Raw genomic sequence first — 21,294 nt, 5'->3', positions numbered from 1 at the left:
ATCGATAGAAATCTATAACCGTAAGCGACCTCATTTGTCCCTGAAATACAAAACGCCCGATGCGGTGCATCGGGCGTTTTGAAACTGAAACAGGTGTAAACCTATTTCAGGACTAGACACCGGCGCTCAGCTGTGTTGAAGGCGCTTCGTTTATGGCGTGAGCGGATGCTCAATCACCACCGATTCAATATTTTGTTTCTTGGCTTTTACCAATGCTGCATCCACCTGCACCTTGCGCGCCTCGGCGTCAGCCTGGGAGTTGAACGGACCGATCAGAATTCGTGTTTTACCGCTGCCATCCTTGACGACTGTCGGAACGAAAGCGTGCTCGATCAACCAGCCGCTCAGATCACTGACCGCCTGAGGGGTTTCACCACGCACTTCCAGATCCCACTGGGGCGCAGCGGCCGCCGGCGCTGCCGCGACCTTCGCCTCAGGCTTGGGCGCATCTACATTCTTGCCTTCACCGCAGCCTGCCAATGCCAGTGCCGCTACCAGCCAAACCAATTTGCGCACAACGCTTTCCTCGGAATTCGTAAAGCGGCGATCTTATCATTCATGAATACTTCGCGAGCCCCGCAAAATGGGCACAAAACAACGAGAATGATGATTGCAGCCTCTGTATAGTTACGCCCTGGGAATTAATGCCGCATCTGCGCGTCAGAAAGAGGCACCCAAACCGTGAGACTTCGCACTAATCTATAGATACCACCGACCTCTGCACTGTCTGAATCAGGTGCCCTACAAAGCAATCAAGGAGAAGACCATGCTGATACTCACCCGCAAAGTCGGTGAAAGCATAAACATTGGTGATGACATCACGATCACCATCCTCGGAGTCAGCGGCCAACAGGTGCGCATCGGCATCAACGCTCCGAAAAACGTGGCAGTGCACCGTGAAGAAATTTACCAACGCATCCAGGCCGGCCTTACCGCTCCGGACAAGCCGCAAACGCCCTGAGCCACACCGCCTCACGTAGCCAGTCCTTTTGCCCCTGCGCAAGACTGGCTAAAGATTCACGCGCCGTTTAGCCATCCGCATTCCACACCGCTGGGCACGGCGCCTGAAGCATGCTGACTTTCCTCGCTTGCCCACTTTCCCCCCCTTGCGCCGATGTTACCTTTCACTCCCGAAGCTGGCTGTCGGACGTTTCTGATAGAGCGCGGAGAATTTCGCCTTCTAAGCAAATACCACTCCGCGCGCCATGCCTGTCGCGGCGACCATCATCAACATCAGAAGCAGCGCCTCAACGTGACTGATGCGCGCGTACAATTTCCCCAGTCCGATATCAGGCGCCGTACCGCGCGATGTTGCGATGCGCCATTTGATCAGAGTGATCATCGGTGCAAGCTCTAGCAGAAGAATCAGCACCAACAGTGTCATCTTCAGGTGGAACAGCGGTTGGTGAAAGTAATAGTCAGAGCCTTTCTCGTAGCCACCAAAGGCACGCATCGCTCCCGTGACCAGCAGCGTCAAAGCTGAAAGCCCCCACAGGTTATCCGCGAGCAAAATACGCTTCACGCCCCCTGCATCCACCGAGAGCTGACTTAAAGCTCTGCCGCGCGTCAGCACCGCCCAGAAAGCCAAAGCAAACGCGAATAGATGAACAGCCGCAAGAACCCAGTGAATCAGCATCGACACACCCCTCTGAAAGAACTGAAAATCGGCCAGTCAGTAGTAGACGAAAAGATCGCGCCTCGCTCGGAGGTGAAGAAGGGATGGATGCCAAAGCCAAATCGCAGGCAAAAAAAATCCCAAGCAGCTGATGGAAGCTTGGGATTTAAAAATGCATAAACCGTGGTGGTGAACGCGGGGTGAATGTTACTTAAATTCACAATACGCGACAAGACCCTTTCCGATAACCGGTTGGAGAAAAAGAACTGTAAGCCTTTAAATATTCAGGTTTTTTCCAAGACGGACTCGAATCAATGCGCACCAAAATGGCGCTTGATCATTTAGCCGATACAGTACTGAATGCAGAGCTGACAGAGCGAGGCGACATTTACTGGAAACAACGCGAGCGCAAATCCAAGACAACAAAAAAGGGCCCACCTTTCGGTGAGCCCTTCCAGACCGCCCAGCAGAGCGGATTTTGTTTGGTAGGCGCGATTGGACTCGAACCAACGACCCCCACCATGTCAATGTCTGCTTGAGCAAGCTGCAAGCTATGGTGCTCAAGGGTTTCACAGAACGCCCATTCACATGATGAGGCGTCAAATATGGCCACTTTCCGCTTACTCCCGTCCGGCAGCTGGAACGCTCAGGTACGGGTCAAGGGTAGATCTCCGCAGTCCAAAACCTTCAGCACCAAAGCGGAAGCAGAGTTATGGGCGAGCCAGGTCGAAGCAGTGACAATGGATCGCAAGCACCACACCATCTATACGTTGGGCATGACCTACTGCGAAACCATGCTCAAGGGGAAAGGAAGCTATGAGCACGCACTGAAGATCGTGGAGCATCTGGGCAAACACTTTACGCAGCCCATTCACGAAATCACCCCGCAGATGATCAACGACTTCAAGATCATGCGCCTGAAGAAGGTGAAACCATCCACGTGCAGGACGCAGCTTGCATTCATGTCGCGGTTCTACAGGTTCGCCAAACGCGGATTGCTGATCGACATTCACAACCCTGTTAGTGATATCGCACTCCCCAAACCAGACCGGTCTTCTGACAAGGTGATCCGTGCAAACGAGCTAGAGCGGCTGCTCGCGAAGCTCTCACCAACCATGAAACTCATTGTTGAACTGGCATACGAGACCGCCATGCGACGATCAGAAATTCTGAAGTTGACGAAAGACTGCCTGCATCTCAAAGACCGTATTGCCGACGTGATAGATGGAAAGAACGGCACACGATCAGTTCCTCTAACCCGCAGAGCCGTTGAGATTCTTGAACTTGCCCAGTTGATGGCCACCTTAGAACGCCACCCACATGGCACGATTTTCACCGTAACCCCACATGCTGTTTCGCAGGCGGTGCGACTTGCACGTATTAAGGCTGGACTTGATAGCAGCGTCAGGCTGCACCAACTCAGGCACACCCGAATCACCAACGTGGCGAAGAAGGGATTCAACAATGCACAGATCATGATCGTCTCGGGCCACAGGGACACTCGATCCGTCGCCAGATACTCTCACCTGAACGTCAGGGATGTACTGCACCTCATCGACTGATTAACTGAACGGACTGCCAACCTTGACGAACTTGGGGTTGGCGGCCAGCAGAAACCCGCCCAATACCCCAGAAAACTTCGTTAAAACTAGTGCTAGATTCGCGTGCTTCTGAACGAGCACTTCCATTCCGCCCAGTGTTTACAGGGCCAACTGACCGCTTGGGCTAAGCAGGACGCTTCCACTCCTCTGGAAACCGGTTTATCCAAGATGGCACGATGCTACGTGGATCTGAATGGTTAGCTTTCCGAAAAAAAAATCACAATCACATCTGAGCGCCTGCCGCAACTACTCCTTGACAAATGGTGCGTAGTTGTGAAACTATAGCCGTCTGCCGAAAACTGGGCAGAACAGATCGCCGAGAAACCTCTACGTGGCAAGTGCTGAAAACGCACGAAATCGCAGGAGGTTTTTTAACGCCTGAATTTTGGCTGACCACCACCTGACGGTCACAGCAGATCATGAGAAGCCCATGACAAACGCAGTAGAAGCACCACCAACATTGAGGTCGACGACATCAAATAGCTGAGTTCCTGCTCCTCTGTAGAGAGAAGAATGACGAGCCCGATGCCGACCAATGTGTCGGTTTTTTTTCGCCCATTTTTTTCCAACTGAACGGAGGTAACGCCATGCAGCAACACAGCACCATCGATACCATCAGGGTCATCCACGTACTGCCCTTTGTGGCCGGAAATCATCTTGACTACGGCCTCGGGGAAGAGCTTCCGCTTTTCGCGCCATCGACAGCCGACACTCTGGTGTATGGCGTTGGCTACAATTCGGCAGACAGGCGCAGGATGCTCGGTTTGCCAATCCACGAGGCAACAGGACGCCCGCACAGCAAATGGAAAGACATGCTCACCAGGTGCTACAAGGCTGGGGCTTCCGCTTATGCGGGATGCACAGTGTGCAAGAAGTGGCATGACTTCCAAGAGTTCGCTGATTGGTTTGTCTCCCAGCCTTATGCGAACGCGCCTGACGTGGAGTTGGATAAGGATATTCTCGACCCGCTCAACAGAATCTATTCGCCGGAGTTCTGTTCGCTGGTTCCAAGGTTGGTCAACCAGATGTTTCGTGACACCCGCAGCCAGCGCGGCAGTTTGCCCATCGGCGTCAAGGAAGCGCCAAGGGGGAAGGGCTTTACTGCTCGCCTTTCGAAATATGGCAAACAATTTTATCTGGGGAAGTTTCGCGATATTTTTTCTGCGTTTGAAGCTTGCCAGGCAGCGTACTCGGCTTACTGCTCCGAGGTCGCGAATGAGTATGAAGGAAAAGTTGATCCGCGAGTGATTGAGCGACTTCGAGCTTGCTCTCGCCAAATCCGAGACTGACTTTTGCCCAAGCACCACCGCAGGTTAACGCTTGCGGAAACCTTTACTAACGAGGCTATGCCTATGCAATGAACTGGAGAAGGAGAACAAAATGACAAGAAGCAAAATCACGTCTGCAACTCGCACCAAAGCACTACAGATGCGCACCGAGGGCGGCACTTATGCGGAGATCGTGCTCGCCTTGAGCGGTGATGGCATCACCCTAAACTGGTGCAAGAAGAATCTGAACTCCGTTGCCGTCTACGATACTCACTATTTCTTAATGGAAGAGCTAACTCCACTGGCGCTTCGTCTTGAAGGCATATCCCGCCTTGAGTTCCGCACCAAGATAAAAGCTGCATATGGCATCTCCTTGGGGGATATGATCCCTGAAGCAATCGAGCGGAAAACCAAGCGAGGTTTGCCCGAGGATGCATTTGTCCGCCCAGACTGGATGGAGCCTGAAGCCGCAAGATCAAGCCAAGCAGCAATTGTCGAAGCTGCAAGTGTCCTGAGGGACCGACTCGATGAACTGCACGGAGAAATTTGTGCACTGTATCCCAGCGCCTCATCATGGCATGTACGCGATACAATTTTGTCGATGGTCACAGGAAGTCACCCGGCTGGACCAATCGTACAAGGGTGGCAGATGCTGGACGCAGTGCGCAAGATGGAAGAGCGCGTACTCCAGCGATCCCAAACTGAGGCACCTACTCAAGAAGTTGATCACGAGTACGACAGTCTGTGCATGTGAACTTTTTGTCTGTAAAGACTATACAAGGTTCACTTGTGCACTCTATGCCTAAGGTAGACATCGGAGCGAGGTAACCCGCTTCGAAGACTAAAGTTGCATCGTCCCGATTCCGGATCAGTACATCAGTAAATAAAAGGATCAACACATACCCTGCCTCTTGCTCTTGATCTGCTGCACTGAAGGTAACGTGCGATAACTTTCAGCGAACGTTGACGGAAATACTACCGAATACGTCCCGATTCGATTTTGCACCAATAGACAAGAGTAAGATCAAAATCACAAGCGAAGAGCTGGATTTGTGTGATTTTTGTTTGTTACTGAAGTACATCCGAAGGATCGTCGGCGGTAACGCCATGGCTGAGTTTCGTTGAAAACTCTCGTTTTCGGTGCAAACACACTGGCAGAGCAACAGTAGTTGAAATCCTCGATGCGTCGCTTGGATGAATCCGCTACTGATCAGGATTACCATTTGGATGTTAGATCAGTTTCAACCCAACTGTGTTGTTTCCCACTTTGTACCTTGCTCTCCATGATCTGACTGATTTGCCAGTCAATCTTTCTGTTGTGCCTGTCGTTGCTCCGCATCGTGATACCCCATACCAACAACCAGAATCCACAGGTTGGTATGCACAGCAACAGGTGCAAGATGTGGTTGGTATTCTTCTTCTGGCTGGTCAGGTAATACAGTCGATCGTTCATTGGGCATCCCTGTCAGGTGCTAGCTAGGTAAGCAACAAGAATACCAACGTATCAGTTGGTGTGTCATCAGTTGGTGTGTTCACGATTGGGATGCATCCGACCATGATTCTGGTATGCAACCAAATCAGAATTTGAGAAAGGGCTTCGGCCAACGAATCCGAGAGCTACGCACCAGTCAAGGCTTCAGTCAGGAGGCTTTCGCTGATCGCTGTGGGTTCGTGCGAACGTACATGTCCCGAATTGAGACGGGCACAGCCAACCCCAGCCTAGATGCAGCAAAGGTGCTTGCTGATGGACTGGGAATGACCCTGTCAGAGCTGCTACAAGGGCTCTAGCGGCCTACAAACACAATCTCAAGGAATGAGCTATGACAGACAATACAGACGCTCACATAGCCACAGCGGACGTGCTAACCCTTCTGCTCCATAACCAGCATGCGCTTGCATCAGCTATAGAAGAACTGTCCTTGTGGGCTAAAGCCAGTGGTTCAAGCGAAGCCCATGAGAACGCCGTCACCGCATTGCAGACTCTCGATGCGAATGCATCAGCTATCACCGCTGGAATCCTTAAGCTGCGGAAATAGCACGGTTAGAAATTCGATATAACAGTTCTAGAACGACCATTCTATAAATGTTATGATTGCCCTCAGACGGAATTCAGAGGGCGGGAACATGACCACCGATACCAACATCACCACCAACACAATCGACGTAGTGAGCTATTGTCGTGTGTCCAGTCAAGGGCAAGGTGAAAGCGGGTTGGGTCTTGAAGCTCAACGTGAGTACATCGCTCGTGCAGCCCAACAGAATGGTTGGAGCATCGTTGGTGAGTTCGTAGATGTAGTCTCAGGTAAGTTGGCTATTGAGGATCGTCCCGAAGGCAAGAAGGCACTGGCAGTGTGCAAAGAGCTGGCTGCACAACTGGTGGTCGCCAAGCTGGATCGTCTGTCCCGTTCGGTTCACCACATCGCCCGCCTGATGGAAGAAACAGAGTTCAAAGTTGCAACGATGCCCACCGCCAATTCTTTCCAACTCCATCTGTTTGCAGCCCTTGCCCAACAGGAACGTGAGTTCATCGCCAACCGTACCAAGGAAGCTCTAGCAGCCCTCAAGAAGCGTGCGGACGCTGGCGACTTACAGTCTGTTGAAAAGATTTCCCGCCGTTCTGAAGCGCTGGATAAAGGCCGTACAGAAGCCAATCGTGCCAAGGCCACTGTGGCAGTTCAACAGCGCGTGAATACATGGCAAGAGTCTGTGCGTGATCCTATCGACCTGTGCACCCGCAAGGGTGGTCGTACACTCCAACAGGTTGCTGATTGCCTGAACGGCAAGGGCATCACTACAAGCCGGGGAGGCCAGTGGTCTTCTATGCAAGTGAGCCGCGTGATGAAGAACCTGGCCCTTCACTTCCCTTCGAATGAAGGGGCCATGTAGGTTCTTGTGGGGGCCGGCTCCCCATAAAGGTTGCACGATGTCCTATAGCCTCGCCTACGCGGGGCTTCGTCGTCTATGTTTTTGAGAGTGCTTCAACTTATTTTCAGAAAGCCACGGTTTCCAGCAGGGGGCTATGGCTTTTGTTAAGCAGGTGGAACGGGTCGCCAGATTATTTTTCCAGCTGGAAAACCAAACGACTATCGAAGTGCATGAAAAAAAATCGCGGGGACTGGATATTTTGCAGGATGAGGCTCCCTTCACACGTCCATACTGGCTATACGCCACGCCCGCTCTGATATACTTAGTGCTTTGCCTACAGGAGAGCGGCATGGCGTCGTGGAAATGGGTGTTAGGTGCTTGTACTGCCGTGATGAGCGTAATTGCCGCTCCTGTAGGAGACTCGCTGGTAAAGGAAGGCAAGTTTCCTGATGGGCTTGGAGCCGTACTTTCTAAACTTTGGAGTTGGATTTCGCTCTTTTGGGGATGGCTAAATGGGCAAACGAGCATGCCGACTTGGGTTGCACTGATGCAGATTGTGGCGTTGATCGCTTTCGTCATTCCGCTTATTTGGCTACTGCTACCAAACGACAGTGCAAGCGCACAGGCAGCAGCCCCTACTTCGCTGGAAGCGACTCCAGATCAGCTCGCTGTGTTTTTGTTCGTTGGACGATCTATCGACAATGATAATGAAGTGAATCTTGACGTAGTAATTCGAGGCGTCGGTCTATCCAGAAATGCTACGGAGCATGCGTTAGAGTTGCTTTCGGAGAGTGATCTCATTAGCTGCCATGCCAACTTCTATGGCCCAGACTGGTACCAGCTGACAAATGCTGGTAGGGCGCGTTATCTTGAGCTGGAACGTGACGCTGCGAGCATTAGAACGTAGGTTTCACGCCTCAAAGTTCTGCATGCATGGCATTTAGGATGGTACGAGTATGACCGCTTAGGCTGACAGTGTAAAAGATGATGCTTACCTGAAAGTGAGCATTGGAACTTTTCGTAGTTGGTTAAGATTGAACGCTGCTTGTTCTGTTGATAGCAGTGTCTCCAGCTTCGTGCAACTAGTGCTAGCTCCCGTACAGGGTTGAGTTATGTAACAGAGTTCGAAGCTCAGCATGCAGAGGAGCGGGATCAGAAAGCCAAGGTTGGGCTAATAGCCCGGTAGGCCTTGAGCAGCCCGCCATTCCTTTACAATACGCGTAACATCTTCTGCTGATCCGCTTGACCCGTCTTCTGGAAAGTAGATCAAGTCGGTGCCGTCTGGGTGACCAGTCATTTCGCAGAATTGGTCCAGCAGGACATCTAACAAGTCATCAGTTGCTGCTTTGTTTTCAGCCAGCAGCTTGCGCATGAATCTGATGAATTCGTCTTCGGCGTAGTCGGTGATCTTCATTACCAGTGTCGTCCGATTCTACGTATGTCGATGTGGTTTCGATCTCCACCCCCCTCCAAGATTTGGAGCACACAGCCGATCACTCTTTCTCTGCCACATCGTCCTGTGTAAGTACAAACTCTAGGCCAATTCCCACTTCCTTTAGCACCTCGGTAGCGCGATCAACAAGCAGTTCACCTTGCTCTGAAAGCTCGTACTTGCCGATGATGCGGATGATAGGGGACTTACCAAGGGCGCCAGGAATCTCGGTGTAGATGTCGCCGCTTTCTATGAACGCAATGTACGCATTCAACTTCTCTTGAAGCGCGAGAAGGTGTTCAAAGCAAAGCATTCCCGACAGTAGAGCCAGAGGCGGCAATTCCACCGCCATCAACCCTTTTTTATGCCTCAAGCCATTAGTTCGGCTGATTAGCTTCGAAGTAGCTGCAAGAGACACAGGGCTCTTCCGGGCAGCGGCGAGATGTCCACTGCCCTAACGCTAAAAACCTGAACAATCACGCATTTTTCAAGAACGCGGCCACTTCAACCTCCTTAGCCTTGGAGAATACCCATCCGCCAAGGGTGTTATTCCATTTTCCGCCAAGCCCTTTTAGCTGTTCCTTTAGACTCTTAGTATCACCTTTTACAACAAACGACTTTACCTGACCATCTTTCTCATAATCTTCCATGAACACTTTGTTTTCTTTTAAGATCTTTTTCAAAGTTGCAGCTTTTTCCTTCACTTCTCTAGGTTTCTGATTTGGTGCGGGCGTACCAAGAAGCAGAGCACGAACGTTGATCGAAATCTGATTAAGCAACTGCTCCTTGAAATCAGTGATACTAGTGTATGAACCAGTCAATCCTAGCTTCTGCATCTTCTTTTCAAAATCTTTCAAAGACTTGTACTGATCTATATCTAGATTCTTAGGATCAATGTTCCGAGATGAAAAGTAGACCATTACAGGCTTATCATTCTCGATGAACCACTCGATTTCCTCAGCCGTTCCACTTTCGCTTACTCCAGTGGGCGAGCCCAACCTTGTCCAGAATACACCGATGACCATGTCGCAGGTTGTTACTATTTGGTTGTTGATTACACCCTGAGCTCTATCTCCAAGTAGCGGCGCTGCGTGCGTTTCCCATTTCACAGGAAGCAGTACCACATGACTTGTCTCTGCATTGTTGTTATTCCAACGAGAGATGACCTCTGGGATGGCTTCTCGCTCTTCGTCAACATCACCCGGACTTGCAATCAATATTTTAAACACTTTAGCTTCAAAGGACATACTTTCCACTCTCTCAAGACGACGGCCAAACTTCAAATACTTAATCAACAAATATCAAAACGCTCCGCTTGTGGTAACCCACGGAGCGTTATGCACTGACGGAGTGCAAAGCAGCCAAGTGCAAACCTCAAATTAGGAGATCAGCTTAAAGCTTTACCGAAGCCCGTCGAACAGATGCCGAGCTGTCAAAGGAACTCGATCTATTTGACCAGCCTCAAGCACCCTGACAATAGAATGTTCTTCATCACCCTCTACCAGACCGTAGAACAGGTAATAACGATCTCTTTCGAAGGTCTGCCATCTACGGGATTCAAAAATATCCAACTCGCAGTGACCACTAAGTTCATGTTCCGGAGATTTGAAGTTGAAAAAAACTCTGCCGTATGCCCCTTTCACAATAGATGTAGGCTTACCGAAGAACAGGAAACTTTTCCCCAGATAGGGCTTTATATTTCGCTGAGCTTTTTCAATAGAAACGATAAGATCATGCAACCGAATGGCATCCTCCTGACCAAACTGAACAGCAATGTTCAGGTTTACTTGAGCCAGTTGCACCAGTCGTTTAACGGTCTTGAAGCGCCCCGGATTTAAAAGATTTCCGTCTGCATCGAAGTAATTTTCGAACCCTCCTCTACCACTTACCGCAGAGCCGTTCTGAGCCTCTTTCCTTTTTGGCTGGAGATAATCATCGTCGTCATCTTCAGGCTCGTCATCGTCCGCCAAGCTCTTCCAGCCAGCGAATGTGACAAGGTTGATGGCTCTTCTCTGCTTAGCATCACCGTCCTCGCCGCCTCCAGCCCCCCCTTTTTTCCGATGTGGGCACTCGACCATATCGAAGCCTGGCAGGTGGAAGTAAAAGGCAGAAACTCCATCTTTTCTCTTGGGGGTCTTGCGAGGTCGCCTACTGCAGATGACACCGCAGTCTGGGCAGTAGACTCGGCCATGATGCTCATCATCTAAGTAACGCTCCGGAGGAAGCCTAAGCGAATCGGCGAGAGCCGTGGGAGCTACAAATTCTGGCTGCGGATCGAGCGGATGATAAGCAACGTGAGGGATCGATATCTGAGACATACATTCCTTTGCATAACTGAAAACTAGGTCAACAAAGCTGATCACCAATTCATTACCGCGTGCTCACTGCAAGCAACGGAGAGATAAATGAAGCGATGAAGCAATCGCACCATCTTGGCAACGGAACTCTTTAACGATGCCGTCATGCCCATAGTAGCTTATTGCCACATTAAACTTGTCAAGTCAAATAGGTCGCGAACGAAAGACGCTTAAGCTTGGGGCGGGCGATCAGAGAGTAGAATCCAGCACACAGTGCACCGCTCAGGTGTACCTACACGCTGTCAAACTTCGAGTTTTTAACTGAAAAATCGTTGCATAATCAATAAGTTAGAGATAGCAGGCAACCCCACCAGCCACACCCCGGCACACAATGTTCCCGCTGTGGCTGCTCCCTTCCGGGCCTGACCGGGTGGCATGCAAGCATGCTCGGCAATCGTTGCGGGCCTTACGGGGCAAGGGTTTCAGGCTGATCAGGTTGCGAGATATCTACCGTGCGAACTCACTGTACGAACAGTCAAAGGACGAGGTGTGACCAGAATTGTTCCACTCAATTGGTCCACTTTATTGGTCCACTCTGGTGCCCCATCATGGCCTACATCGTCCGTCGCCAGTCCATTTACTACCTCAACCTTCGACTACCGAAGCACTTGTTCCCGAAGCGTCAGACCCTACGCATATGCTTGCGCATTCGAGAACGTCAGGCTGCACTGTTCCTAGCCAGCTCATTGGCCCAGCAGGTGCACAGTCACTTAAACGAGCACCCACTGACAGCTCCTGAGGTACTTCGTGAGTTATGCGTGCAGTGGCGAGATTCAGCCCCCTTACCAACCATCCAAACTGCTCCAAGGAGAGCACCAACGATTACCGTGAAGCCCAGCAAAGATGGCCCCACCCTCGCCACCTTATCGAAGCTATATATAGAAGAAGGAAAACGGGGTGGTACATGGCGTGAGGTCAGCACCTTCGAGGTGGAACGTGCTCTGCGTGATCTGTTCGAGTTGATGGGTGACATGCCCGTTGAAGCATTTGGCGTCCAGCAAGCCCGACTGCTGAAAGATCGTTTGAGTCGTTGCCCGCAATACTTCGGCCTACGCCCGGAGTACGAGGGCAAGACCCTAAAGCAGGTCGTTGAATCTGGTGCCACTTACAAGACCATCACCGCCGTTACCGTTAACAATCGCTTACGCAAACTCTCTGCCTTCCTGAACTGGTGCAAGACAAATGGATATGTAGCGGATAATCCTCTGATGGGCATGAAGGTGATGACTGGATCGGCCAAGGAGGCACGGTTGTCCTTTGATCGACACGATCTGACCACTCTGCTCAATCTGGATGCACTCAAAACAGAAGCCCGAAAGCATCCATGGCGCTACTGGTTGCCGCTCCTAGGGCGAGCCACTGGGGCACGATTGGAAGAACTCTGCCAATTGCGGGTGGATGACTTTATCGAGCAACAGGGCATACAGTGCATCCGCATCGATGACAGCCGTGAAGGCCAGAACCTCAAGAACGCCAGCAGCCGTCGTGTTCTTCCCCTGCACTCTTCTCTGATCGAGCAGGGCTTGTTGCAATACGCTGACTCAGTCAGGGCAAATGGGGATGATCGCCTATTCCCCAAACTGGAAGCAGTGCGAGGAAAGCTCGGGCACGCAGCCTCGAAATGGTTTGGACGCTATAAGGCAAAACTGGGTATCACCGATCCACGCAAAACCTTCCATAGTTTCCGTCATACCTTCATTGATGATCTGCGGGATGCTGGCGTGCAAGACTCACTGATCAAACGAATGGTGGGACATGAAGACAGCTCCGTCACCTTCGGCATCTATGGCAGCAGAATCCCGGTCAAAGCGATGGCCGAGGCGTTGACGCACATTCAATAACCCCGAATAACCGTCGATAAACCCGAGCGTAATCAGCACTGGATTCTTTATGCTTTGAGCAAAAACTGTCGTTCCACCCAGCATTCACAGTTTAAATCGCTGTTAGGACTAAGCGGGACGTTTTCTCTCCCACCGGAAACCAGTTTCTGGTGGACTGGATATAGAGGCGGTAAACCTCGCTAGTGCGACACGCCTACATCATTCCATCGGCATATGCAACAACTAACGCTTGACAAGTTGGGGCAACTTGAGCGACAATTCATAAATCAGACAAACATACCGAACACGTCTTGCATCCATACAGTGCCAGATGATCGGTACAGTGTTGTCTGCGATCTACCAAACTAACCGGCACAACCCGAGAGGATTGCCTATGCACTAAACTTGAACAGGAGAATGAACAATGGCGATCGAACGCCCAGCTTTAACCGCAACATCCTTTCTTCACGTCGATGGACTGTTGATCAGTCCAGCAACCGGCGAAATCTTCGGCTATGACGACAAGCCTTCTGTGTTCAGCGAACGTTCTGATCACTGCCCCGAACTAAGCAAGTGCCGGAGTGCTGACGACCTGTGTGCGTTCCTGAAGCATATTGACCGTCGCAAGTTGCCTGCACATATGCTGCACTCACTGCTCGACACACAAGATATTGCCCATGGCGTTTGGCGCCGTACAGGCGTGGATTGTCGTATCACCCTGCCGATGATGAACACCCTTCGCACGCTGCACGGGTTGGTTCAGTACCATAACGTCATCATCATGCCTCAAGCTGATCTGGCGAATGCACTGAACACGATAGAATCGAATCTGATGAAGAAGCTGAACATGCTGGCCAGTGCCAACATGGTACGGATCAGCACATCGAGAAACGGTGATATTCGCAAGGGCGAGATCAAGCTAGTGCTAAATCCTCGGCTGATCTTCCGGGGTGATAAATACGCGCAGGAACGGTACGTGAAAGACTGGTATTTGAACCCAGCAAGCGACAGGCTGCCTACAGCCAAAGTCACACGAGTTGCCGCATAGCCTCACGTAACTTTTTCGAAAAAATTACGCGATAATCCCGCTGGAAGCCTTGTAATACAAGGGCTTTAGCAAATTCCTATTATTAAATAAAGACCTTTCGACCGGAAAGTCGAACAGCCTCAATCAGAAAGAAGAGGAATACCACCAACAACAAAACAAGGAGCACAACATGTTCATGATTTACGAAACACAAGAAACAGAAATCCTTCCCTCTCGCGGCAAGGGTTCGAAATCACATACCCCAGACTACGCACCGATAGAATTTACGATACCAAAACTAGTCACCGACAATTTGAAAAGTGATTTGTTGTTCGGTGTGGGCATTGACGACTTCACAGACACTTCTGGTGCAGACGACTGGTCATACAATGTTTGGCAGAGAATGTTCGACTGTTGCTACAACGCAAACTCAACAAGGTCTCGTGCAACCTACTCTGATTGCACCGTAGCTCCATGCTGGTATAGATACTCCGACTTTAAGGTCTGGTTTGACCAGAACGCCATCGGCGACTACCAGTTGGACAAAGATATTCTTGTACCGGGTAACAGAATCTACAGCCCTGATACCTGCTGCTTCGTACCTGCGAGCATTAATATGGCAGTGCGATGGAGAAGGAAAACACCTCGATCAGGGTATCCGGGAGTATCCATGTTTGGCGGCGGATTCCAAGCCGATATTATGCACAAGCTATCAAGCCAAATCGGAGAATGGAGAACGGATGCTTTGGAAGCCCACTGCGACTGGCAGAGATTGAAAGCTGATGTGATTGACGATCATCTTCGTGATTACCTGCGAGAGGTTGCACCTGATCTCCGCGTCGTACGAGCACTGATTAAGTACGCTGATCGGCTGCGGTCCAATGCTGACGCGATGACTCCTACATTCCAGTATCAACACTAGTAAGAAAAGGAGCGATAGCCTGTACAGCTTTCAGCTTTCGCTCCCATTCGCGGGCACAACAGATTGGATTTTAGTGAGTTCCAGCCTTACCGCTTGCTCATTAACTGCTTGATCTTTTTGTCGATCTTGCGATTGTGCCAGTCATTCGCACGCATCGTCATACCCCACACGAACACCCCAAAGACCGCACGTCACGACGCACATCAGCAGGTGCAGGATGTGATTGGTTTCTTCTTCTGGGTGCTCAGGTAATAGAGCTTATCGTTCATGATTTGTCCTTGTTCGACTGGAGATCAGAGCGATAGCAGTTCCTCGCACAACTCCCTTGCTGTGCAGAAATCACCGTAACCAACCATTTGCTGTATGAGCAGTCTTGCCACTTGGAAGTTGGACCATTGAAGACTTGTCATTGATGCTGGGTTCGATGACGCTCACCTTGATAGGACTTGAAATCGTTCGGCACTTTCCAGACTCCACCAAACGGGTAGCTGCGTCCCCGTCTTGATCGATTGAAGCCTCCACCATGTCGCTCCAGTCTCCAGCCTTGAAACAAACCATCGAACCAGCCTTCAATGTTCGCTGAGGGTAGGTGTCCGCCATGGCAGCAGATGCGAGAAGGGGCAGCAGGCACAGCAAGCGAGAAACGGTGTTCATCAAGCGATTCCTTTGATGTAAATCCATAGGTCGTAGAACGCCATGATGCCATTGCTTGCGAGAAATGTAACGATTAGTGTGTCTCTAGTTGGTGTGTTCACGATCAGGGCACATGCCACCATCATGCATGGATGCAGATTAACCAGAACCTCAGAAAAGGCTTCGGCCAACGAATCCGGGAGCTACGGAAGGCTCAAGGCTTTAGCCAAGAAGCATTCGCCGACAAATGTGGCTTCATGCGTACCTACATGTCACGCATAGAGACAGGCACTGCCAATCCCAGTCTAGAAGCGGCCAAGGTGCTTGCTGATGGGTTGGGGGTATCGCTATCGGAGCTGCTACAGGGTCTTTGATGGCTACTGCCCAGTAATCCGTCAGAGCTATGCACCATCTCGCTGGGGAGCTTTGGACAAGTACCAACTGGTGGAGAGCTGGGCTAGGATGATTCGATCCCATGGAGCATTCCCATGCACAAGATCGACCTGTACCCGCCCCCTTTTAAATGGTGCCATTCCGTCGTGATCGGAATTGCCATTGCCTTGAGCGGGTGCTCTACATCAGTTGTCAGCTCTAACCCTCGCAACGTGGTTGTCGAGTCGCAGTCTTTGAATGCATCAGAGGCACAGAGATTGGCTGATGCTGAATGCCTGAAGCATAAGCGTTATGCCAAGATGACGATCAAGGGTGACTACTGGGATCGTAATTACACCTTTGAGTGTGTTGAGTGATTGCCATATCCAAGGACGAACAGACATGCCAGACGATCCAGATGCCAATATCGCTACAGCAGATGTGTTAACCCTCCTCCTTCACAACCAGCACGCTTTGGCTGCTGCAATCGAAGAAGTGGCCCTATGGGCAAAAGCCAGTGGTTCAAGCGAAACCCATGAAAACGCCGTCACCGCACTGGAAACTCTCGATGCGAACGCGGCCGCTATCACCGCTGGAATTCTCAAGCTCCGGCAATAATCGCTATCAAAGAACTCTAGTTGTCTGGTAGCGCGATAACCGTCTGTCCACCACTATCAGATAGCTATTCCAGATAGTTAACTGATCGTATTATCATAGGTCTATCGTAAACTACTCTAACGGATAGCCTGCCATGAACGCCCACCTGTACCTGCGAGCCAGCACCAAGGATCAAGACGCCAACCGTGCAAAGACTTCCCTAGAGAAGTTCGCTGGTGATAACGGTTTGACGATTGCAGGCATCTACAGCGAGAACATCAGCGGGACCAAGCTGGAGCGTCCTGAGCTGATGAAGCTGTTGAATATTGCTGAAGCTGGAGACGTGTTGTTGTGCGAATCCGTAGACAGGTTGAGCCGTCTGCCTCAAACAGATTGGGAAACCCTAAAGACCACAATCAAGGCCAAGGGGCTGCGTTTGGTAATCGCTGACCTTCCAACCAGTTGGCAGATGGCTACAAGTGGCATTGCAGGTGAAGTGATGCGCGTCATCAACGATATGCTCATCGAACTCATGGCAACCATGGCCCGCCTCGACCAAGACAAACGTGTTGAACGTATTATGGAAGGTTTGAAGAACAAGCGGATTGCTGAACCACATTGGAAGCCAGCAGGGAAAGGCAAGGACACTACCAAGTGGGCCAAAGTAAAGGAAACCATTGCCAAGCACCCAACCATGTCTGCTGATGACATCGCCAAGGTGGCTGGCTGTGGTGTTGCTACGGTGTACAGGATCAAGCGCGAGATAGCTTGAGGCTTTCCACAGATAGCGTTGTGCTACGTGGCTCTCAGGGGGCCGCAACTTATATCTAAATTACGACAGCTTTTGATTAGGCAGGTCGCACAGCGTCAAGCCCCCCTCGCACAAACCTGCTTTTCCAATTCCCTTTCCAACTTATATTTCCCAGCCAGAAATCAGGACAGCATCAAAATTGCTCACTTCCCGCGGCGCGGGGGATGGGATTCGAGTCAGAAAACGGTCTTCCAAACCTCGACAGCAAAGTACCCCAACAGCAGCAGTCCTGCCCCTATCCCAAATGTGAGGGTGGGCACCAAGAACCACAACCACAGCTTGTTGATCCTGACATTGTGTGAGGATGCAGCGGCATCAATGATCTGCAAGACATTCGGCCCACGCACTGTCTTGAGAATCATTTTGTTGATGCGGTTGAGGTGCACTGTGCCCCACGTCATTTTGATCACTTCCCAAGAGATGAAAAGCAGTAGGGACAGGAGAGCCAGCAGACCGCAGAGAGCGTACAGCCAGTTGGGGAGTCTGGTTACCAGTGTTGACCAGAACGCAAAGTATCCTGCGTACCCTGCCACCAAGATCAGGTTCGTGTAGCTGGTAGCCTGCGTCATCTGCTTTTCAGCCATCTGCATCATCATTGCGATGTCTTTGTCGCGCTCGCAGTCCTGCTGAAACTTCTTAATCTCCTTGATTTCTTCCGCCAAAGAGTTCACTGCATATGCAACTTGTTCGCTCCAATTCCCCTCGCCTTGTCTCATAACGTCCTCCTTTTATCATTTAGGAATCAGTAGATAGGCAAGATAGCTATTTACCAAAGCCCCTACAATAGTTGCCAGCCATGACACTACTGACACACCGTACTTAGAATGGAGAGATTGTTTGCCCTTGCTCATTCTGATAGTGGCATTGGGTATGTACGACATGTGCAACCATTCTATAATCCTTATAGTAATTACAAACACCACCACGAAGCCTGCCCTTTTCCAGAATGACTGGATATCCACAATCACAACCAGCATGGCAAAGAATGCTAGCTGAGTCAGGCTAACGCCATGTTTTTTAAAATTTGTTACCAGATTCCTCTTTCTCTTATTAAGTTCATCCAGCAAAACCCTAGCTTTTCCCTCAACCCAAATCTCACGCACACCTTGAACAACAATCTTGCTTACACCATGCTCAACCAGTTCAACAATGACCATCTTGTTCACACCAAACTCATCTGGTTCCTGTATGAACAACTTTAGATAATTCAGCTCATTAAGACCATCAATTGCAGCTTCAAAATCAGCACCATACTTAGTGACCTCTGATCCACCATTGCGGTATGTGATGATCAACCGCCCACCTGAATTGAAATCTTTCTTCACCAACTCTATCAGTGAAAGCACAGCCTCTCTATCTAAATTCAACGCACCTAAAGTATGGGTGCGTGTATAAAACTGCTCGATTTCTACGTCTGAGGTCGAGGCATTGAGCGTTTTAGACCCACCATGAGGGTGTGCGATAAATGGCCCGCCAGAACCTAATGTAGTAGTCCATTCGCCTTTTAGGCTACCCTCTGGAGTAAGTACTGCGTCAACCGTCAAATCACCAAAAACGACGCCCTCAATTACAGTGGCTGTCTTTCCTGTTATATGAACTCCGTCTTTAAACGTCCCTGTCACGTTGTACACGACGACGCCATACTGCTCATCTTGAAATCGAACTACACCCTCAAGCTCTTCCTCATCCCTAATAAAGGAGATAGCAAGATTTCCTGTGTTCGTGCCAAATGCTCTACCTGCCCAGCTTTTCCCTAAATGTGCCATAGCTCGCCCCCCAGCCTTTATTATTGTTTAACTGTAGCCCTTTCTACCATCTTAGCAACTCTGGCTCTACTCTTATCCGGCGCATCTGTTTTATCTTTCCTTGGCATGCATATAGCCCGCACTGATGAGTTCACACCAACAATCGCACACCGTCCGATGTTCGCTCTCACCGTGTCCTTCTGAGGTTCTAGGAGCTTACAGGGAGCACAGAATTATTAATATTTCGACAGCTTTTCATTAGGTCAGTCGCTTGCGACTAAACAGTGCAGTTACAAACCAAATTTTCCAAACGTTACTCTCTCCGCTCTACTCTTTCAGACTCAGGATCAGACCAGCCTCAAAGTTGCTCACATCTCGCGGCGCTGGTCGGGTTATGGTGTACCTTTCTGGTAGTCTACAAATTTTTTCATATCTTCATAGGGCACTCGCATTTGCCCATGAAAGAATAGTTTCTCTACTGCTTGATAAAATTCCCGAGGGTCTTTAAGGAATTTCTTGATTTTCACTCTGCTTTTCCGAATCATCTGACGGTTGGAATAGCCCGCCTTGGCCACTTCATTATCTATCATCTGATTCATGATCTCTTCCTTGTCTTTCAAACTGTAGTTGTGCGTATAGAAGGAAGCGATTATTGAATAAAACCATTCGCCTGCAATAAAGCGTTGGAATTTACTATCAAGATGTGTGAGTGCCCTGCTCAGCTCTCCGGTTGATATGACCTCTTTATAGAATGGAAGAAGAGAATCATGAATGGCTCCTGCACTAATCTCTTGATTAGGAGCAATCATATATTGGAAAGGGCAAGGCGTTTTGATGTTAACTGATCGCCACAGAGTGAAACCGTGGCAAGTTGCAAGCACTACGGCTACGTTATTCCGGCTGGCAGCGTTAAGAGGAGCAATCAGAGCTGCAAGGTCTGGCCATGGTATGTACTCGTCACTGGCCGCAATCCACAACCCTTTCTCAGCATCCCCGTGACATTCAAAGTGTAAGGCTGGGAGCAGTACGCCAGCTTTGCACTCGCTGTCCATGGCTTTCAAGTAGCCCACCAACATGATCCTGTTTTTGATCACGTAACGTGTGCAGTAGTTCGGACGCCCGATGCCGTTGGCGAAGTCGGTAACGTCTTCATGTAAGCGCCGCCCTGTCTGGCTTTCGTCTTCTCTGAGGGCATCGAAAATGAATAGCTGGTTGTTACGGCATATTGCGGTGTAGGTGAGTTCAACAGCCATTCCCAAGCCCCAAGTGAAGAATGGCAGGATGTTAACAGGCAGCGCCTTCTGCTGGGAGACTGCGAGGAGGTCGAAGCCTCTGATACAATAGCCGTTTGCCATGCTCGGGTTTAGCTGATGGACGTCAAGGGTAGCTTAGGGAAGGTGCGAACGTGGTTCTGGTTAGCTCTGGTTGGCTCAGTAGCTACGGTCTTCCACTATACCCTTGAAAACAGCAAGCCGCCTGACTGGCTCGCATCTTTGATTCAATGGGTCTTCGGTCTGTCTGCTGATGCGTTTGACGCCTTTGCTGCCGTGACGCTTCCTCTATGGTCTGCCGTGTCCTTGGGATTATTGTTGACGCTGTTTTTCAGCGCCCTAATCGGTATGCTCATTGAGAACAATTATCGTGCAAAGAAGAAGCTTGGTCAGGCCACCTTTGCTAATGGCGAGCTAGAGCATCATAACGCTACTTTGAAAGATTCGAATAGCGCCCTAAATCAAAAGCTCTTGGAGCTTTCTAATTCATTGTCGGATTCACAGAAGCTTACCGTTCAGTTGAGAGCAGAGCTGGATACGGCACAAAAAGAGTTGAAGCAAGTTAAAATCAACGCCAAAACAGTCCCCTTTACCATGGACGCATTGATTGGGGCTAACGCTTTTCTTCCGCCAAGATACCCAAGCTCTCATCCCAAGACAGCTAGGCGTTTATCTCCTCACGAAATTGCTTCTCGAACTAAGACGGAGATTCTTAAAGCGGTTATGTTATGCGGAAAAGCTGACGAATATGCTCGAATTGATAGTATCCACGAGCTGGTTAGTGTGGGCAAAAGTGAGCTTGAAGCTTTGTTGGAATCGCTTTCGTATGATGGATATGTGACTAAGGTTAAGTATGGGTATAATTCAACTTATCAGCTAACTCCTAAGTCTAAAATGCATTTCAAGTCCATTGAGAATAATGTTCCCTCTGAGTTGAAATTTAGCTGATCATTTGAGC

At 50.1% G+C, this 21,294-nt stretch carries 27 protein-coding genes; 17 read left to right on the top strand and 10 right to left on the bottom strand.

Annotated elements, in window-relative coordinates; all coding sequences use genetic code 11:
- Positions 1 to 150: 150 nt before the first annotated feature.
- Complete coding sequence (locus ACP7D9_RS26060) at positions 151 to 516, bottom strand: SPOR domain-containing protein (protein ID WP_122506441.1); 366 nt, start codon at positions 514 to 516, stop codon at positions 151 to 153.
- Between the two features lie 250 nt (positions 517 to 766).
- Between ACP7D9_RS26060 and csrA the strand changes: the two genes are divergently transcribed.
- A complete protein-coding gene (gene csrA / locus ACP7D9_RS26055) occupies positions 767 to 961 on the top strand; it encodes a carbon storage regulator CsrA (protein ID WP_003179932.1) in 195 nt (64 codons plus the stop codon).
- Positions 962 to 1,180: 219 nt separating this feature from the next.
- On the opposite strand, the gene ACP7D9_RS26050 is transcribed toward csrA, so the two are convergent.
- Positions 1,181 to 1,636, bottom strand: coding sequence for a DUF2214 family protein (locus tag ACP7D9_RS26050; RefSeq protein WP_426160036.1), 456 nt, complete (start codon positions 1,634 to 1,636; stop codon positions 1,181 to 1,183).
- A gap of 293 nt (positions 1,637 to 1,929) precedes the next feature.
- Between ACP7D9_RS26050 and ACP7D9_RS26045 the strand changes: the two genes are divergently transcribed.
- The 8 genes from ACP7D9_RS26045 to ACP7D9_RS26010 all read left to right on the top strand — a co-directional run bounded on the left by ACP7D9_RS26045 (position 1,930) and on the right by ACP7D9_RS26010 (position 8,256).
- Complete coding sequence (locus ACP7D9_RS26045) at positions 1,930 to 2,154, top strand: hypothetical protein (protein ID WP_426160035.1); 225 nt, start codon at positions 1,930 to 1,932, stop codon at positions 2,152 to 2,154.
- A 66-nt stretch (positions 2,155 to 2,220) separates the two neighbouring features.
- Positions 2,221 to 3,177: a tyrosine-type recombinase/integrase gene (locus ACP7D9_RS26040; protein ID WP_426160034.1), complete on the top strand. Its 957-nt coding sequence runs from the start codon at positions 2,221 to 2,223 to the stop codon at positions 3,175 to 3,177.
- A gap of 626 nt (positions 3,178 to 3,803) precedes the next feature.
- Positions 3,804 to 4,505: a hypothetical protein gene (locus ACP7D9_RS26035; protein WP_426160033.1), complete on the top strand. Its 702-nt coding sequence runs from the start codon at positions 3,804 to 3,806 to the stop codon at positions 4,503 to 4,505.
- A gap of 91 nt (positions 4,506 to 4,596) precedes the next feature.
- The gene (locus ACP7D9_RS26030) at positions 4,597 to 5,238 is read left to right on the top strand and encodes a hypothetical protein (protein WP_426160032.1); all 642 of its coding nucleotides are present in this window, start codon (positions 4,597 to 4,599) and stop codon (positions 5,236 to 5,238) included.
- Positions 5,239 to 6,050: 812 nt separating this feature from the next.
- Positions 6,051 to 6,272, top strand: a complete 222-nt coding sequence (locus ACP7D9_RS26025) for a helix-turn-helix domain-containing protein (RefSeq protein ID WP_082149858.1) — start codon at positions 6,051 to 6,053, stop codon at positions 6,270 to 6,272.
- A gap of 32 nt (positions 6,273 to 6,304) precedes the next feature.
- Complete coding sequence (locus ACP7D9_RS26020; RefSeq protein ID WP_426160031.1) at positions 6,305 to 6,520, top strand: hypothetical protein; 216 nt, start codon at positions 6,305 to 6,307, stop codon at positions 6,518 to 6,520.
- An 88-nt stretch (positions 6,521 to 6,608) separates the two neighbouring features.
- Positions 6,609 to 7,370 carry a recombinase family protein gene (locus ACP7D9_RS26015; RefSeq protein ID WP_426160030.1) on the top strand — a complete coding sequence of 254 codons (762 nt, stop codon included), beginning with the start codon at positions 6,609 to 6,611 and terminating at the stop codon, positions 7,368 to 7,370.
- A gap of 133 nt (positions 7,371 to 7,503) precedes the next feature.
- Entirely contained in the window at positions 7,504 to 8,256 is a 753-nt protein-coding gene (locus ACP7D9_RS26010; protein WP_426160029.1) for a hypothetical protein, read from the top strand.
- A 264-nt stretch (positions 8,257 to 8,520) separates the two neighbouring features.
- Here ACP7D9_RS26010 and ACP7D9_RS26005 read toward each other — a convergent pair whose 3' ends face one another.
- The 4 genes from ACP7D9_RS26005 to ACP7D9_RS25990 form a co-directional block, all read right to left on the bottom strand.
- Entirely contained in the window at positions 8,521 to 8,763 is a 243-nt protein-coding gene (locus ACP7D9_RS26005; RefSeq protein WP_426160028.1) for a bacteriocin immunity protein, read from the bottom strand.
- A gap of 79 nt (positions 8,764 to 8,842) precedes the next feature.
- The gene (locus ACP7D9_RS26000; RefSeq protein WP_426160027.1) at positions 8,843 to 9,199 is read right to left on the bottom strand and encodes a DUF6572 domain-containing protein; all 357 of its coding nucleotides are present in this window, start codon (positions 9,197 to 9,199) and stop codon (positions 8,843 to 8,845) included.
- A gap of 58 nt (positions 9,200 to 9,257) precedes the next feature.
- Positions 9,258 to 10,028, bottom strand: coding sequence for a hypothetical protein (locus ACP7D9_RS25995; RefSeq protein WP_426160026.1), 771 nt, complete (start codon positions 10,026 to 10,028; stop codon positions 9,258 to 9,260).
- A 153-nt stretch (positions 10,029 to 10,181) separates the two neighbouring features.
- Positions 10,182 to 11,099, bottom strand: coding sequence for a hypothetical protein (locus ACP7D9_RS25990; protein WP_426160025.1), 918 nt, complete (start codon positions 11,097 to 11,099; stop codon positions 10,182 to 10,184).
- A gap of 587 nt (positions 11,100 to 11,686) precedes the next feature.
- On the opposite strand from ACP7D9_RS25990, the gene ACP7D9_RS25985 reads away from it, so the two are divergent.
- The 3 genes from ACP7D9_RS25985 (at position 11,687) to ACP7D9_RS25975 (ending at position 14,907) form a co-directional block, all read left to right on the top strand.
- Positions 11,687 to 12,979, top strand: coding sequence for a site-specific integrase (locus ACP7D9_RS25985; RefSeq protein WP_426160024.1), 1,293 nt, complete (start codon positions 11,687 to 11,689; stop codon positions 12,977 to 12,979).
- A gap of 403 nt (positions 12,980 to 13,382) precedes the next feature.
- Positions 13,383 to 14,006 carry a hypothetical protein gene (locus ACP7D9_RS25980; protein WP_426160023.1) on the top strand — a complete coding sequence of 208 codons (624 nt, stop codon included), beginning with the start codon at positions 13,383 to 13,385 and terminating at the stop codon, positions 14,004 to 14,006.
- Between the two features lie 169 nt (positions 14,007 to 14,175).
- Positions 14,176 to 14,907 carry a hypothetical protein gene (locus tag ACP7D9_RS25975; RefSeq protein WP_426160022.1) on the top strand — a complete coding sequence of 244 codons (732 nt, stop codon included), beginning with the start codon at positions 14,176 to 14,178 and terminating at the stop codon, positions 14,905 to 14,907.
- A 339-nt stretch (positions 14,908 to 15,246) separates the two neighbouring features.
- Here ACP7D9_RS25975 and ACP7D9_RS25970 read toward each other — a convergent pair whose 3' ends face one another.
- Positions 15,247 to 15,561: a hypothetical protein gene (locus ACP7D9_RS25970; protein ID WP_426160021.1), complete on the bottom strand. Its 315-nt coding sequence runs from the start codon at positions 15,559 to 15,561 to the stop codon at positions 15,247 to 15,249.
- Positions 15,562 to 15,692: 131 nt separating this feature from the next.
- On the opposite strand from ACP7D9_RS25970, the gene ACP7D9_RS25965 reads away from it, so the two are divergent.
- The 4 genes from ACP7D9_RS25965 (at position 15,693) to ACP7D9_RS25950 (ending at position 17,281) form a co-directional block, all read left to right on the top strand.
- On the top strand, positions 15,693 to 15,914 hold the full coding sequence (locus tag ACP7D9_RS25965) for a helix-turn-helix domain-containing protein (RefSeq protein ID WP_426160020.1): 222 nt from the start codon (positions 15,693 to 15,695) through the stop codon (positions 15,912 to 15,914).
- Between the two features lie 114 nt (positions 15,915 to 16,028).
- The gene (locus ACP7D9_RS25960) at positions 16,029 to 16,289 is read left to right on the top strand and encodes a hypothetical protein (protein WP_426160019.1); all 261 of its coding nucleotides are present in this window, start codon (positions 16,029 to 16,031) and stop codon (positions 16,287 to 16,289) included.
- 25 nt (positions 16,290 to 16,314) lie between these two features.
- Positions 16,315 to 16,530, top strand: coding sequence for a hypothetical protein (locus ACP7D9_RS25955; protein WP_426160018.1), 216 nt, complete (start codon positions 16,315 to 16,317; stop codon positions 16,528 to 16,530).
- Between the two features lie 133 nt (positions 16,531 to 16,663).
- A complete protein-coding gene (locus tag ACP7D9_RS25950) occupies positions 16,664 to 17,281 on the top strand; it encodes a recombinase family protein (protein WP_426160017.1) in 618 nt (205 codons plus the stop codon).
- 215 nt (positions 17,282 to 17,496) lie between these two features.
- Here ACP7D9_RS25950 and ACP7D9_RS25945 read toward each other — a convergent pair whose 3' ends face one another.
- The 3 genes from ACP7D9_RS25945 to ACP7D9_RS25935 all read right to left on the bottom strand — a co-directional run bounded on the left by ACP7D9_RS25945 (position 17,497) and on the right by ACP7D9_RS25935 (position 20,420).
- Positions 17,497 to 18,036, bottom strand: coding sequence for a hypothetical protein (locus ACP7D9_RS25945; protein WP_426160016.1), 540 nt, complete (start codon positions 18,034 to 18,036; stop codon positions 17,497 to 17,499).
- 15 nt (positions 18,037 to 18,051) lie between these two features.
- Positions 18,052 to 19,086: a hypothetical protein gene (locus tag ACP7D9_RS25940; RefSeq protein ID WP_426160015.1), complete on the bottom strand. Its 1,035-nt coding sequence runs from the start codon at positions 19,084 to 19,086 to the stop codon at positions 18,052 to 18,054.
- A 371-nt stretch (positions 19,087 to 19,457) separates the two neighbouring features.
- Positions 19,458 to 20,420: a hypothetical protein gene (locus tag ACP7D9_RS25935; RefSeq protein ID WP_426160014.1), complete on the bottom strand. Its 963-nt coding sequence runs from the start codon at positions 20,418 to 20,420 to the stop codon at positions 19,458 to 19,460.
- 15 nt (positions 20,421 to 20,435) lie between these two features.
- On the opposite strand from ACP7D9_RS25935, the gene ACP7D9_RS25930 reads away from it, so the two are divergent.
- Positions 20,436 to 21,284: a hypothetical protein gene (locus tag ACP7D9_RS25930; protein ID WP_426160013.1), complete on the top strand. Its 849-nt coding sequence runs from the start codon at positions 20,436 to 20,438 to the stop codon at positions 21,282 to 21,284.
- The last annotated feature ends 10 nt before the right edge of the window (positions 21,285 to 21,294 follow it).

It is taken from the genome of Pseudomonas sp. TSRC2-2, from assembly GCF_049897785.1.
GTDB lineage: Bacteria > Pseudomonadota > Gammaproteobacteria > Pseudomonadales > Pseudomonadaceae > Aquipseudomonas.
Note: the sequence above shows the minus strand (reverse complement) of the source record. Positions and strands in the feature narration are given on the sequence as shown.